This is a genomic window from Aeromonas salmonicida (assembly GCF_028355655.1).
GTDB lineage: Bacteria > Pseudomonadota > Gammaproteobacteria > Enterobacterales > Aeromonadaceae > Aeromonas > Aeromonas salmonicida.
In genome coordinates, this window is record NZ_CP110645.1 from 3,412,638 (window position 1) to 3,426,789 (window position 14,152).

At 60.3% G+C, this 14,152-nt stretch carries 10 protein-coding genes; 7 read left to right on the forward strand and 3 right to left on the reverse strand.

The window, feature by feature from the left end; all coding sequences use genetic code 11:
- Positions 1-128: 128 nt before the first annotated feature.
- From dnaJ to grpE, 3 genes are all read right to left on the reverse strand, one after another.
- Positions 129-1,271 (reverse strand): molecular chaperone DnaJ, encoded by a 1,143-nt coding sequence (gene dnaJ, locus ONZ54_RS15910; RefSeq protein WP_021138057.1) that lies wholly within the window; start codon positions 1,269-1,271, stop codon positions 129-131.
- 113 nt (positions 1,272-1,384) lie between these two features.
- The gene (gene dnaK, locus ONZ54_RS15915) at positions 1,385-3,310 is read right to left on the reverse strand and encodes a molecular chaperone DnaK (protein WP_005312589.1); all 1,926 of its coding nucleotides are present in this window, start codon (positions 3,308-3,310) and stop codon (positions 1,385-1,387) included.
- Between the two features lie 297 nt (positions 3,311-3,607).
- Positions 3,608-4,183: a nucleotide exchange factor GrpE gene (gene grpE / locus ONZ54_RS15920; protein ID WP_005312586.1), complete on the reverse strand. Its 576-nt coding sequence runs from the start codon at positions 4,181-4,183 to the stop codon at positions 3,608-3,610.
- 266 nt (positions 4,184-4,449) lie between these two features.
- On the opposite strand from grpE, the gene nadK reads away from it, so the two are divergent.
- The 7 genes from nadK (at position 4,450) to ONZ54_RS15955 (ending at position 14,052) form a co-directional block, all read left to right on the forward strand.
- The gene (gene nadK / locus ONZ54_RS15925) at positions 4,450-5,334 is read left to right on the forward strand and encodes an NAD(+) kinase (protein WP_005312583.1); all 885 of its coding nucleotides are present in this window, start codon (positions 4,450-4,452) and stop codon (positions 5,332-5,334) included.
- Positions 5,335-5,446: 112 nt separating this feature from the next.
- A complete protein-coding gene (recN, locus tag ONZ54_RS15930) occupies positions 5,447-7,111 on the forward strand; it encodes a DNA repair protein RecN (RefSeq protein ID WP_271786641.1) in 1,665 nt (554 codons plus the stop codon).
- Between the two features lie 489 nt (positions 7,112-7,600).
- Complete coding sequence (locus ONZ54_RS15935; protein WP_271786642.1) at positions 7,601-8,494, forward strand: DHHA2 domain-containing protein; 894 nt, start codon at positions 7,601-7,603, stop codon at positions 8,492-8,494.
- A 395-nt stretch (positions 8,495-8,889) separates the two neighbouring features.
- The gene (locus ONZ54_RS15940) at positions 8,890-9,330 is read left to right on the forward strand and encodes a universal stress protein (protein WP_005312572.1); all 441 of its coding nucleotides are present in this window, start codon (positions 8,890-8,892) and stop codon (positions 9,328-9,330) included.
- Positions 9,331-9,581: 251 nt separating this feature from the next.
- A complete protein-coding gene (locus ONZ54_RS15945; protein ID WP_011898958.1) occupies positions 9,582-10,745 on the forward strand; it encodes an efflux RND transporter periplasmic adaptor subunit in 1,164 nt (387 codons plus the stop codon).
- On the forward strand, positions 10,742-12,682 hold the full coding sequence (locus ONZ54_RS15950) for a MacB family efflux pump subunit (protein ID WP_059169057.1): 1,941 nt from the start codon (positions 10,742-10,744) through the stop codon (positions 12,680-12,682). The genes ONZ54_RS15945 and ONZ54_RS15950 overlap by 4 nt, the downstream gene beginning before the upstream one ends.
- The gene (locus ONZ54_RS15955; RefSeq protein WP_271786643.1) at positions 12,679-14,052 is read left to right on the forward strand and encodes an efflux transporter outer membrane subunit; all 1,374 of its coding nucleotides are present in this window, start codon (positions 12,679-12,681) and stop codon (positions 14,050-14,052) included. Before ONZ54_RS15950 ends, ONZ54_RS15955 begins: the two co-directional genes overlap by 4 nt.
- The last annotated feature ends 100 nt before the right edge of the window (positions 14,053-14,152 follow it).

Sequence of the window (14,152 nt, forward strand, 5' to 3'; positions counted from 1 at the left end):
CAGAATGAATTGGCGGGAGTTGTGAGGTGGATCCCTCATCAGGATCCACTCAATAACGAAGAGACGGGCCGAATGGCAGACAAAAAGAAAGCCGGCACAGAGGCCGGCTTTGCTGGGATGCGCTGAGATCAGCGGGTCAGGTCGTCGAAGAAGCGTTTCACCCCTTCGAAGAAACCTTCCGATCTCGGCTTGTGGGTCTTGGCGGCGGCACCGCTGAACGATTCGTCCAGCTGGCGCAACAGTTCTTTCTGGGACTCGGTCAGCTTGACCGGAGTCTCGATCACCACCTTGCACATCAGATCCCCCACCTGGCCGGAGCGCACTGACTTGACGCCCTTGCCCCGCATGCGGAACATCTTGCCGGTCTGGGTCTCGGGAGTGACCTTGAGCTTGACGCGGCCATCCAGGGTCGGCACTTCGATCTCGCCACCGAGCGCAGCAGCGGTGAAGCTGATGGGCACTTCGCAGTAGAGGTTGTTGCCGTCACGCACGAAGATCTCGTGCTCCTTGACGTGCACCTGTACATAGAGATCCCCGGCCGGAGCGCCCGCTTCCCCCGCTTCCCCTTCGCCGGAGAGACGGATACGGTCGCCGGTATCGACGCCCGCCGGGATCTTGACCGACAGCGTCTTGGTCTTCTGGTAACGACCTTCGCCATGGCACTTGCGGCACGGATCCTTGATGATCTTGCCGCGACCGTGACAGTGCGGACAGGCCTGCTGCACCGCGAAGAAGCCCTGACGCATCTGCACCTGACCGGCACCGTGGCAGGTCGGGCAAGTCTGGGCTGTGCTGCCGGTGTGGGCACCGGAGCCGTTGCAGACCTCGCAGTGGACCAGGGACGGCACCTTGATCTCTTTGGAGACACCGCGCACCGCCTCTTCCAGGGTCAGCTCCATGGTGTAGCGCAGGTCTGAACCCCGGGCCGGACCACGACGACCGCCGCCGCTGCGGCCACCGAAGATGTCGCCAAATATATCGCCGAACGCATCACCGAAATCGGCACCGCCGCCAAAGCCACCGTGGCCACCGCCACCCTGGCTCTGATCCACGCCGGCATGACCATACTGGTCATAGCGAGCCCGCAGATTCTCGTCGGTCAGGATCTCATAGGCTTCCTTGACCTCTTTGAACTTCTCTTCGGATGCGGCATCACCCTGATTGCGGTCCGGGTGAAACTTCATCGCCAGACGCTTGTACGCCTTCTTGATCTCGCGCTCATCGGCACCTTTCGATACCCCGAGCACTTCATAGAAATCGCGCTTTGACATACTGATCCTGTTGCTACGTAAACAGTTATGCAGACGGGCGTTGGTCACCCAACGCCCGTAAATTCATCGATCAAGCCGATGGGTAGAGCGAGCTCTACCCATCTGGGTGTGGCTTATTTCTTGTCGTCTTTCACTTCTTCGAACTCGGCATCGACCACGTCGTCGTCAGCCTTGGAAGAAGAAGAGGACTGGTTGGCATCGGCACCAGCACCCTGAGCCTGGGATTGCTGCTGGGCAATCTCCATCAGCTTCTGGGACGCTTCCAGCAGAGCCTGCTGTTTGGCTTCGATGACAGCCTTGTCGTCACCCTTGATGACGGCTTCCAGCTCGCTCAATGCAGTCTCGATCTTGGTCTTGTCGTCAGCAGGCAGGGCATCACCGGCTTCGGTGATCTGCTTGCGTACAGAGTGGACCAGACCGTCAGCCTGGTTGCGAGTCTGCACCAGCTCTTCAAACTTCTTGTCTTCGGCCGCGTTGGCTTCTGCCTCGCGTACCATGCGTTCGATCTCTTCATCAGACAGACCGGAGGAAGCCTGGATGGTGATCTTCTGCTCCTTGTTGGTCTCCTTGTCTTTGGCAGATACGTGCAGGATACCGTTGGCATCGATGTCGAAGGTCACTTCGATCTGCGGCAGGCCGCGCTGAGCCGGACGAATGCCTTCCAGGTTGAACTGGCCCAGAGACTTGTTGTCGCTGGCGCGCTTGCGCTCACCCTGCAGCACGTGAATGGTCACGGCAGACTGGTTGTCTTCGGCAGTGGAGAACACCTGGGACTTCTTGGTCGGGATAGTGGTGTTCTTCTCGATCAGCGCAGTCATGACGCTGCCCATGGTTTCGATACCCAGAGAGAGCGGGGTCACGTCCAGCAGCAGTACGTCGGTCTTCTCACCGGACAGTACGGCACCCTGGATGGCAGCACCCATGGCCACGGCTTCGTCCGGGTTGACGTCTTTACGCGGCTCTTTGCCAAAGAACTCGGCAACGGTCTTCTGCACCATAGGCATACGGGTCTGACCACCCACCAGGATGACGTCGTCGATCTCGCCGACTGCCAGGCCTGAGTCTTTCAGGGCAGTGCGAACCGGTTCGAGCGAGTCTTTCACCATGTCTTCCACCAGGGATTCCAGCTTGGCGCGGGTCACCTTGATGTTCATGTGCTTGGGACCTGTGGCATCTGCAGTGATGTACGGCAGGTTCACGTCGGTCTGCTGGGCAGAAGAGAGCTCAATTTTGGCTTTCTCGGCGGCATCTTTCAGGCGCTGCAGGGCCAGCTGGTCATTGCGCAGGTCAATGCCCTGCTCACGCTTGAACTCATCTACCAGATAGTTGATGACACGGTTGTCGAAGTCTTCACCACCCAGGTGAGTGTTACCGTTGGTCGCCAGTACTTCGAAGGTGGTTTCCCCTTCGACTTCGTCGATCTCGATGATAGAGATATCGAAAGTACCGCCACCCAGGTCATACACGGCAACCTTGCGCTCACCCTTGACCTTGTTCACGCCGTAGGCAAATGCCGCTGCGGTCGGTTCGTTGATGATGCGTTTTACATCCAGACCGGCGATGCGACCGGCATCCTTGGTAGCCTGACGCTGGGCGTCGTTGAAGTAGGCCGGCACTGTGATAACGGCTTCGGTCACCGGCTCACCCAGATAATCTTCGGCGGTCTTCTTCATCTTCTTCAGCACTTCGGCAGAGATCTGCGGCGGTGCCATTTTCTTGCCCTTCACTTCCACCCAGGCATCACCGTTGTCAGCCTTGGCGATGGCGTACGGCATGATCTTCAGGTCACGCTGCACTTCTTCATCTTCGAAACGGCGACCTATCAGACGCTTGATGGCGAACAGTGTGTTCTTCGGGTTGGTGATGGCCTGACGCTTGGCCGGCTGACCAACCAGGATCTCGCCATCATCGGCATAGGCAATGATGGACGGAGTAGTACGATCGCCTTCTGCGTTCTCGATCACGCGAGCAGTGTCGCCATCCAGAATAGCGACGCAGGAGTTGGTAGTACCCAGGTCAATACCGATGATTTTACCCATTTGACGAATCTCCAAATACTTTGAATAAACTGGCGAGGAACTCGCCTTAATGCGTTAACGGCTAGGTGGGGGCTGCCAGTGTGGCTTTCAAGCTCCCGGCATCAAATTTTTTGTGCCGCCGTGGCCTTGGAACCTATATGGGGTCTCAAGTTGACGCTTCAAGCCCTGCCCTCAAAAAACCGCACATTCTTGCCTTGTTTACGGAAGAATGCTTGCCAAATGACGCCAAAAATAAGCAGTTGGCGCCGCAACCAATAAAAAGCCCGCCGAGCGGCGGGCTCAGCACAGCGATGGCAATCAGGCTGGCGCCTTGGAGACCATCACCATGGCCGGACGGATCACCCGACCGTTGAGCTCGTAGCCCTTCTGCATCACAGCGATGACAGTGTTCGGTGCCAGCTCGCCATTTTCGATCATGCTCATCGCCTGATGGGCATTGGGATCAAACGGCTGATTGAGCGGATCAAGCGGATTCAGACCAAACTTGGCCACGCCGCTTTGCATCGATTTCAGGGTCAGCTCGACCCCTTCGATCATCGGCTTGAGCTCTTCGCTCTCCTTGTCGGCCAGCTCGATGGCGCGCTCCAGGTTGTCCAGTACCGGCAACAGTTCGGCGGCGAATTTCTCCAGCGCAAACTTGTGGGCCTTCTCCACATCCTGGGCGGCTCGGCGACGCAGGTTTTCCATTTCGGCGACGGCACGAATGGCACGCTCACGCTCTTCATTGGACGCCAGCTGGGCGGCTTCCAGTTGGGCCTCCAGCTCGGCAATGCGGGCCTGCTCGGCTGTCACTTCACTGTCTACATCGGTCGGCTCGACTGGCTGGGCTTCCACTTGCTCCATCGTTTCAACCTTTTGTTCTTCGTGGTTCATGACATCTCCAATTTCAGGGTTGCTTATGAGGGTCTGCTGACGTTCGGGTGCGAGACAAGTCGGCAACAGACCCTGTAATGGCGCTATTATGGGGACGCAGCCTCGGCTTTCAAGGGGAAAAAGGCGCTATCGTCGCCAATGAGCCGCACCGACAGGCAAATTGCCACTTTTCCCGGTGCGATGAGCGAGCAGAGCGCTGGCAGCAGACAAATCCCCCACAAAGCGGGGTATACTCCCCCCAATACTCATCCCAAACCCGACAGACTATGGATTCTCCGTTCAAAACCATTGCCCTGATTGGCAAACCCCACCACGAAGGGGCCAACCAGACCCTGACCGGCTTGCATCAGTATCTCACTACCCGTGGTTTCAAGGTGCTGGTCGAAAGCCGGGTCGCCCACACCCTCGGCATCATGGATGAAAACGTGATGGATCTGGTCCAGCTTGGTGAGCAGGCGGACTTGGCCATCGTCGTCGGCGGGGACGGCAACATGCTGGGGGCGGCCCGGGTGCTGTCACGGTTCGATGTGGCGGTGATCGGGGTCAACCGGGGCAATCTCGGCTTTTTGACTGACCTGTCGCCGCAGGATTACCTGCTGCCGCTGGAACAGGTGCTTTCCGGCCACTACAAGAGTGAACACCGCTTCTTGCTGGAAGCTGCCGTCTATCGTCACGGGGAGCGCAAATCGAGCAACCTGGCGGTGAACGAAGCCGTGCTGCACCCGGGCAAGATAGCTCACATGATCGAGTTCGAGGTCTATATCGATGGCAGCTTTATGTATAGCCAGCGCTCGGACGGCATCATAGTCGCCACCCCGACCGGCTCCACCGCCTATTCGCTATCGGCGGGCGGCGCCATCCTCACTCCCAAGCTCAACGCCATCACGCTGGTGCCCATGTTCCCGCACACCCTGAGCAGCCGCCCCATAGTGCTGGATGCGGACAGCGAGGTGCGGCTGCTGGTCTCACCGGACAATCAGGATGACGCCATGCAGGTGAGCTGCGACGGTCAGGTGACACTGGCGGTACACCCGGGGGACGAGATCCTCATCAAAAAGAGCAAGCACAAGCTGCACCTGGTGCATCCGCTCGATTACAGCTACTTCCATGTGCTTCGCAACAAGCTCGGCTGGGGCAGCAAGCTGTTTTAAGGCGCTTTTCAATGCTCTTGTCCATCCTGTTGCGGGCCGACTCTTTACTGTATGTAAAACCAGTATATACTGGATGCATACACAGTAATGTTGGCCCATACAGGATGAGACCATGCTGACCCAGCTGACCGTCAACAACTTCGCCATCGTCAAGTTTCTCGAACTCGATCTGCAACCCGGCATGACCTGCATCACGGGTGAGACGGGTGCCGGTAAATCCATCGCCATAGACGCACTCGGCCTCTGTCTGGGTGAGCGGGCAGAGGCCAGCATGGTGCGCCCCGATAGCGACAAGACAGAGGTCAGCGCCCGTTTCCTGCTGGACGGCAACCCCGCCGCCCGCGCCTGGCTCGCCGCCAACGAGCTGGAAAACGAAGGTGAATGCATAGTGCGGCGGGTGCTCTCTGCCGAAGGACGATCGCGCAGCTACATCAACGGCGTGCCCGTCCCCCTGACCCAGCTTAAAAATCTCGGTCAACTGCTGGTCAACGTCCACGGCCAGCACGCCCACCAGCTCCTGCTCAAACCCGACTACCAGCTCAGCTTGCTGGATGGCTATGCCGGCCATCACCTGCTGCTGGAAGAAGTGCGCCAGCACTATCAGCTCTGGCGTCAGCTGCAAAACGAGCTCAATCGCCTCAAGGCCGAACAGCAACAGCGGGAAGCCCGCCGCCAGCTCATCGAATATCAGGTGCAGGAGCTGGACGAATTTGCCTTGCAACCGGGGGAATTCGAGACCATTGAAGAGGAGCATCAGCGGCTCGCCAACGGCACCGAACTGATGCAGGAGTGCGGCGCCTGTCTCGATCTGCTCTATGACAACGAAGAGACCACCATCGCCGGCCTGTTGCAGGTCGCCGTCGACAAAGCCGAGAGTCTGGTGGGCATGGACAGCCGCCTCAGCCCTGTGCTGGAGATGCTTAACGAGGCGATGATAGGTGTGCAGGAGAGCCACAGCGAGCTGCGCAGCTATCTGGATCGGCTTGAGCTGGACCCGGAGCGCTTCACCGAGCTGGAGGCGCGCCTCTCCAAAGCCATCAATCTGGCCCGCAAACACCATGTCAAACCGGCCGAGCTGGCCTTGCACCATCAGGATCTTACCAGTGATCTCGCCCGCCTCAACTCGGACGAAGAGCGCCTGGAAGGCATGGAAGATGAACTGGCCGAAGCCCGCCTTGCCTTCGTACAGGCCGCAGAGGCACTGAGCCAGAGCCGTCAGCGTTACGCCGAGGAGCTCGGCACCAAGGTGACCGCCAGCATGCACGAGCTGGCAATGCCGGACGGCCGCTTCGCCATCGAGGTGCGACCGGATGCCCAGAGCAGCCTGTCGCCGCTCGGCATTGATCGGGTGGAATTTATGGTCACCACCAACCCGGGGCAACCAATCCAGCCGCTGGGCAAGGTGGCCTCGGGCGGTGAACTGTCGCGGATCAGCCTCGCCATCGTCGTGATCAGTGCCCGCAAGGTTTCGACCCCGACCCTGATTTTCGATGAGGTGGACGTGGGGATCAGCGGCCCCACCGCCGCCGTGGTGGGGCGTTTGCTGCGCCAGCTCGGTGAATCCACTCAGGTCATGGTGGTCACTCACCTGCCCCAGGTAGCAGGCAAGGGCCACCAGCACATGGTGGTGAGCAAGCACACAGACGGCAAGACAACGGAAACCCAGATGCAGGCACTGGATCAGGGCGCTCGCCTCAAGGAGCTGGCTCGTCTGCTGGGCGGTGACCATATCACCGACAATACCCTGGCCAACGCCCGCGAACTGCTTGCCTCCTGAGAAGGGACGCCCAACACGGCCAGTAACAGGGTAGCCTCACACCTGCGAGTGTGAGGCTACCCTTCTTTATATGGCTATCTGACGTTGAGATCGCCCGATCCTCTCTATTTTCTCCCCCACAAACCAGCCGCTTGGTTAGCCGACATCCAGGGGACTCTCTGGCCAGGATCGAGTGTGGGAGCCAGACCAGAGTATGAGAGCTAAACCTGGCTCAACCTCATAGCGCCGCACAGCAACAAGACTCGGCTCCGAGTGCCGGGTCTGGCTCTGTAACAAGGTGCTCGGGCAAGCCGACGCAACCAGCTAGGTGACGGTGTGACCATCAAGGACGGTGCGACTCATCCTGGTTGCCATGGCCAGCACCGACGCATAGAGTGAGACCAGGTCGGGAGCAAAAACCCGTGCGCCTTTACCTGTTTTATCTGCCCCCTTGTCCGGCCAGCGTCCTTGCGCGGTCGACCAGGAGCCTCCAACTTCAGGAATGCCTTCATGCTCCACGTGTTTGGTCACAAGAACCCCGATAGCGACAGCATCTGCACCGCTCTGGTCACCGCCGACTGGCTCAATGGCCAGGGCAGACCGGCCCAGGCCTATGCACTGGGTGATCCCATCGCCGAGACCCGCTTCATTCTGGAAACCGCCGGGGTCGATGCCCCGCCCCTGCTGCAGGGGAGCGTGGCCAACAAATCTGTGTTTCTGGTCGATTTCAGCGAGCTGGAGCAGGGGCCCGAGGGGCTGGCCGAGGCCGACGTGCAGGGGCTGATCGATCACCACAGGATAGGCACACTCATCACCCGAGGCCCGCTCGATGCCTGGATCCGGGCCGTAGGGTGCAGCGCCACCGTGCTGCTGGAGCTGATGGGCTATGACACCCTCTCCCGCACCCAGGCTCGCCTGCTGCTGGGGGCCATCATCAGCGACACCTTCAGCCTCACCTCGCCGACCACCACGGCCCGTGATCGCGCCGCCGTCAATGCACTGCTGCCACTGGCCGAGCTGGCGCTGGAACCCTTCGCCCAGACCCTGCTGGAGCGGCGTACCCAGCTCGGTGACGCCCCTATGACAGAACTGCTCGTCGCCGATGAGAAGGCGTACCAGATCGCCGGTTACAAACTCTATGTCAGCCAGATCTGCGTGATGGATCCGGCGCAGATCCACACCCGCCAGGCCGAGTTGGTGCAGGCCATGCAAGACCGGCTGGAGCAAGATGAGCTGGATGCCTATGTGCTGATGCTGACCGATCTGGCCAAGGGCGGCAGCCTGCTCTACTTCGCCAGTAACGGCATACTGCCCGAGCAGCCGACCCATCTGGCTGGCGCCGTCAGCCGCAAGAAAGAGGGGCTGCCCTGGCTGACCCAGTATCTCTCCTCAGACCCGGCTTGAGTTCAGATGAGAGGGAGCCAGTCAAAACCGGCTCCCTCTTCGTCGCCCAGTCCTGCCAGCGCCCCCCAAACCGCTCCCGCACCTAATCTCATCGATGCAAAACCACAGGATCCTGGTTTTTGGCGCCCATCCGCAGCGCAAACATCCTGCCCTGTCATGATTTTCACTGCCAACAGACCAATGAACCGTCAAAAAGCGAGGTTCCCTTCATTTTCCATTCAACTCAGTCTGTTATGATGATGTAAACGAACATGGCTTTGCGATGCATCACCGACAAAGAGTGACGCCAGAATGCGCAAAACCGGTTCGTTCTATGCGACACATAGCGGGAACACAGTGGTAGGGGACAGACAATTTGTCCCCGGTGCCCCGCGCCATGCCAAGGAGAACTGCTTATGACCTCAACCCATATTGTGCTGTTGCTGGAAGGCAAGGATTACGAGCAGGAGACGCTGGCCAAAGCAAGCCGGTTGGCACAGGGCATGGGCACTGAGCTGACCCTGCTGCACCTGACTCATAGCAGCAAGGTGCGCCGCGAAAGCCTGTCGCTGTCCGAAGAAGAGCGCAGTGCCCAGGGCACATTGGATGCCAAGGCCATCATCAGTGAACTCATCACCACCTTGCAGCATCCAGTGGATTATCAGTGCCTGGTGGTCGATGACGTTGTGTCGGACCTGAAGCACTGGCTGGCTTCACACCCGACGGATCTGCTGCTGGTGGGCAGCCGCCATCACTGGATGGAAGGATCCCTGGCCCGTCTGCTTATCTACAAGCTGCCGATCGATATCCAGATCTGCCACGAACCCTACGTAGAGCAGCTCAAAGCCGTCAGCTAACCTGACAGGCGCCCACTCAAGTGGTGGGCGCCTCATCTCCCCCTATCCCCTCTTGTTGCCGTCAACACCCGCACTTTTCCCGTTCGCCACGCGACTTGCTCATTGCCGCCACCTCTGCCAAGCCCGCTGGCAGCCTCACTATTGACAAGCCTGCCTACATGTTTCCTTACATATTCATCGCTGTTTTTTAAGCCTCGTTTGCTGCAGGATATTGCCCTTGCATGCCTTCGCACGTTTCATTCAGGTGATAAATGAACATAACTCCCAAGCAGAGAAAATTTGCCCTGCTCGCACTCATCCCCCTGGCAGCCATCACCTGGCTGGCCTGGCCGAATACGACCCCGGACCCGGTGCTGAGCGCGCCAGTGACCCGCCAGGATGTGGAGCAGACAGTGCTGGCCAGCGGCGTCCTGCAGGCCATAGAGCAGGTGGATGTGGGTGCCCAGGTCTCGGGTCAGGTGACCTATCTGGCCGTCGAGGCGGGACAGAGCGTCAAGCAGGGTGACCTGCTGGCCGAGATAGATCCCCTGATCGCCCAGAACAACCTCAAGACCGCCGAGGCGGATCTCGCCAGTCGCCGTGCCCAGCTCAAGATCAAGCAGGCACAGCTCAAGCAAAACGAGCTGGCCTGGCGCCGTCAGCAGCAGATGTTCAAGCAGGAAGCCAGCTCCCGCGCAGATCTGGAGAGCGCCGAAGCCCAGTTGGCGGTCACCCGGGCCGAGCTGCAGAGCGCCCAGGCCGAGATCGAAAATGCGCTGATCAAGGTGGATCGCACCAAGACGGAGCTAGGCTATAACCGCATTCTGGCCCCCATGGATGGCACAGTCGTCAGCATAGTGACACGCCAGGGCCAGACCCTGGCCGCCAGCCAGACGGTGCCCACCCTGCTCAAGCTCGCCAATCTGGAGACAATGACGGTCAAGGCACAGATCTCTGAGGCGGATGTCACCCGGGTAAAGGCAGGCATGCCGGTCTATTTCACCCTGATGGGCGATGCGGATACCCGTTATCACGGCACCCTGCGCACGGTCGAGCTGGCCCCCACCAACATCAACGAGCAGGCCACCAGCACCACGGCCACCAGCAATGCCGCCGTCTATTACTACGCCCTGTTCGACGTACCCAACCCGGATCACACCCTGCGGGTCGCCATGACCACGCAAGTCACCATAGTGCTCGGCGAGCGCAAGCAGGTGCTGACCATTCCGCAGACTGCACTTGGCAAGAAGCTGGGGGAGAACGAGTACGAAGTCACCCTGATCAAGGATGACGATCAGAAAGAGACACGCCGCATCAAGACCGGCATGAAAGATGACATCAAGGTCGAGGTAGTCAGCGGCCTCACCGAGCAGGATAAGGTCAAGCTCGGTCAAAGTGCTCCCGTCAACGGCCCCGATGTGGAGATGATGTTGTGAGTGAGCCACTGATCCAGCTCAAAGGGATAGAGCGACGCTACCAGAGCGGAGAGCAGGAGGTCACCGTCCTGCATCCGCTGGATCTGACCATTGAAGCGGGTGAGATGATCGCCATCGTCGGCGCCTCCGGCTCCGGCAAATCCACCCTGATGAACCTGCTCGGCTGCCTGGATCGCCCAAGCGCGGGCCAGTATCTGTTTCGGGGGCAGGACACCGCAACTCTGGATGCCCTCTCCCTGGCCCGGTTGCGCTGTCACCACTTTGGCTTCATCTTTCAACGCTACCATCTGCTGCCACATCTCAACGCCGCCGCCAACGTGGAGATCCCGGCCGTCTATGCCGGCACCTCCCGCCCCGATCGGCAGGCGCGATCCAACGCATTGCTGACACGGCTGGGCTTGAGTGATCGCAGCCATCACACCCCGGGTCAGCTCTCCGGCGGTCAACAGCAGAGGGTCAGCATCGCCCGGGCGCTGGCCAATGGCGGCGAAGTGATCCTGGCGGACGAGCCCACGGGTGCCCTCGACAGCCAGAGCGGCAAGGAAGTGATGGCCATTCTCAAGGAGCTGCACGCCCAGGGCCACACCATTATTCTGGTGACCCACGACATGGCAGTGGCCAGCCACGCGGATCGCATCATCACGCTGCGCGATGGCAGGGTGCTGGAAGACAGCGGCAAACCGGCCACGACCACTGCCCGCCTCCCGGCCGCCTCCCCCGCCGCCAGGGCGAGCGGCAACGACTGGGATCGCTATCGCGAGGCGGGACGCATGGCGCTGCACGCCATGCTGGCACACCGGATGCGCACCTTCCTCACCATGCTCGGCATCATCATAGGCATAGCCGCCGTGGTGAGCGTGGTCGCGCTCGGTCAGGGGGCCCGTGCCAAGGTGGTCGACCAGATCAACGCCATGGGCACCAACACCATCGACATCTTCCCGGGCAAGGATTGGGGAGACGAGAAGGCTGCCAGCATCCAGACCCTCAACAAGCGGGATCTCGATGCGCTGCTCGGCCAGCCTTATCTGGAAGGGGCCAGCCCCCAGATTGCCTCGTCGGGTCAGCTGCGTTATCGCAACAAAACCAGCAGTGGCAGCATAGTGGGCGTCGGCAGCGACTTCTTCCGGGTCAAGGGGATGAAGCTCACTAGTGGCCGCCTGTTTGACGAGCGCGATATCCAGAACCGGGCCGCGGTGGCAGTGGTGGATGGCAAAACAATAGAGAGCCTGCTTGGCAAGGAAGATCCGGTCGGTCAGGTGGTACTGGTCGGCACCCTGCCGGTGCGCATCATTGGTGTGGTGGAAGAGGAGACGGGGTTTGGCCGCAGCAGCCAATCAGTGAACGTCTGGCTGCCCTACAGCGCCGTGATGAGCCGCCTCATCTCCCAGAACCACTTCAGCCAGCTCACCATTCGGGTCAAGGACGGGGTGCAACCCGCCCTTGCCGAACAGGCTGCCATCGAACTGCTGACCCAGCGCCACGGGGTGAAGGACTTCTTCACCTTCAGCAGCGACAGCATCATAAAATCGGTGGAGAAAACCACAGCCACCATGACGCTGCTGGTCTCCGCCATCGCGGTGATCTCCCTCATCGTCGGCGGGGTCGGGGTGATGAACATCATGCTGGTCTCGGTGGTGGAGCGCACCCGCGAGATAGGGATCCGCATCGCGGTCGGCGCCCGCCAGTCCGACATTTTGCAGCAGTTTCTGATCGAGGCGGTGATGGTCAGCCTGCTCGGGGGCATGCTCGGAGTCGGCGTCTCCCTGTTCATTGGTCTGCTCTTCTCCCTGTTCGTGGAGAGCATTCAGATGCAGTTCTCGCTCTTTTCCATCCTGATGGCGTTTGGTTGCTCCTCGCTCATCGGGATCCTGTTTGGTTACCTGCCCGCCCGCAATGCCGCCCGGCTCGATCCGGTCGAGGCGCTGGCGAGGGAATGACGATGCACAACTTATCCAAACTGGCGCTCTGCCTGGCCCTTGCTGCTGGCGTGAGCGCCTGCAGCCAGCAGAGCACCTATCACAGACAAGATCTGGTACTGGCTCCGAGCTGGCAACAGCCGGATGACGGCCTCACCCATCAACAGGCCGGCCTCTGGTGGCAAGGGTTCCATGATCCGGCGCTGGATCAACTGGTGGAAGCCGTGCTGGCCGCCAACCCGGACATGCAGGTCGCCGGGTTGAGGCTCAGGAGCGCACTGCTGGGCGCAGATTTTGCCGATACCAACCAGGCCCCCTCGGTCAGTGCCAGCCTGGGGGCCAACGGCACCAAAAATCTGAAAGATGGCAGTGCCAGCAGCAGCATGGGTCCCACCCTGACCCTCAGCTACGAGGTGGATCTCTGGGGTCGGCTCGCCTCGGCGCGGGATCAGGCGAGCTGGGAAGCCCAGGCTTCCGCCCAGGATCTGGCGGCCACCCGCCTGATGCTGATCGGCAAGGCGCTGGAGCAGTACTGGCAACTGGCCTATCTCGGCTCGGCCATCACACTGGGCGAGCGGCAACTGGCAAACTACACCCGCGCCGAACAGCTGACCCAAGCCAAGTACCAGGCCGGCGCCATTACCCGGCTCGATCTGGTGCAGGCAAGCCAGCAGAAGGCCAACAAACAAGCTGAGCTCACTTCGCTCTTGATGCAGCAGGAACAGGCCCGCAACGGGCTGCGCCTCTTGCTTGGGCGCAGCAGCGGACCGCTGGAATTTGCCCCGACCGCACTGACGACGAGCCCGGTGCCATCACTGGCGGTCGGCATTCCAGCAGATGTACTGGCGCGGCGCCCCGACGTGCGCGCCGCCGAGTTGCGCCTGCGCAAGACACTGGCAAAAGGGGATGAGATTCGCACCGGTTTCTATCCCTCATTGAGTCTAACCGGAGGTGCCAGCAGCACCTCGGACACCCTGACCCAGGTATTGCAAAATCCGGTGGGCACTCTGGGTGCCAGCCTGGCGCTGCCTTTCCTCGAATACAACAAGACCCGGATCTCCATTGCGAGCTCAGAGCTTGATTACCAGATTGCCGAAACCGAATTTCGCAAGCAGCTTTATACCGCCCTGGTCGAGGTGGAAGACGGCCTGGCCGCCCGCCATCACGGCGAGCAGCGCCTGAACTATCTGGCCGAGCAGCTGACGTTTGCCAAAGAGGCAGAACGGCTTGCCCGGGCTCGCTTCCAGGCCGGTGCCACCGGGGTACAACCCTGGCTGGATGAGCAGAACCGCCTGTGGGAGGCCGAGCTTTCCTTGCTCAACCAGCAAAAGGAGCAGCTCAACACCATGGCCAGGATCTACAAGGCGCTGGGGGGCAGTGATCACAGCTAAGCCAGCGCGCTCGACACCGCCTCTCATGCCATGAGAGGCGGTGCTTTTTCCCCCTCTTTATGTCCCCTTCCTGATTGACTGTCACACAAAGCAATTGATA

Excerpts from the sequence above, each read along its gene's own strand:
- dnaJ (WP_021138057.1), bottom strand. The coding sequence starts at position 1,271 with ATGTCAAAGCGCGATTTCTATGAAGTGCTCGGGGTATCGAAAGGTGCC.
- dnaK (WP_005312589.1), bottom strand. The coding sequence starts at position 3,310 with ATGGGTAAAATCATCGGTATTGACCTGGGTACTACCAACTCCTGCGTC.
- grpE (WP_005312586.1), bottom strand. The coding sequence starts at position 4,183 with ATGAACCACGAAGAACAAAAGGTTGAAACGATGGAGCAAGTGGAAGCC.
- nadK (WP_005312583.1), top strand. The coding sequence starts at position 4,450 with ATGGATTCTCCGTTCAAAACCATTGCCCTGATTGGCAAACCCCACCAC.
- recN (WP_271786641.1), top strand. The coding sequence starts at position 5,447 with ATGCTGACCCAGCTGACCGTCAACAACTTCGCCATCGTCAAGTTTCTC.
- ONZ54_RS15935 (WP_271786642.1), top strand. The coding sequence starts at position 7,601 with ATGCTCCACGTGTTTGGTCACAAGAACCCCGATAGCGACAGCATCTGC.
- ONZ54_RS15940 (WP_005312572.1), top strand. The coding sequence starts at position 8,890 with ATGACCTCAACCCATATTGTGCTGTTGCTGGAAGGCAAGGATTACGAG.
- ONZ54_RS15945 (WP_011898958.1), top strand. The coding sequence starts at position 9,582 with ATGAACATAACTCCCAAGCAGAGAAAATTTGCCCTGCTCGCACTCATC.
- ONZ54_RS15955 (WP_271786643.1), top strand. The coding sequence starts at position 12,679 with ATGACGATGCACAACTTATCCAAACTGGCGCTCTGCCTGGCCCTTGCT.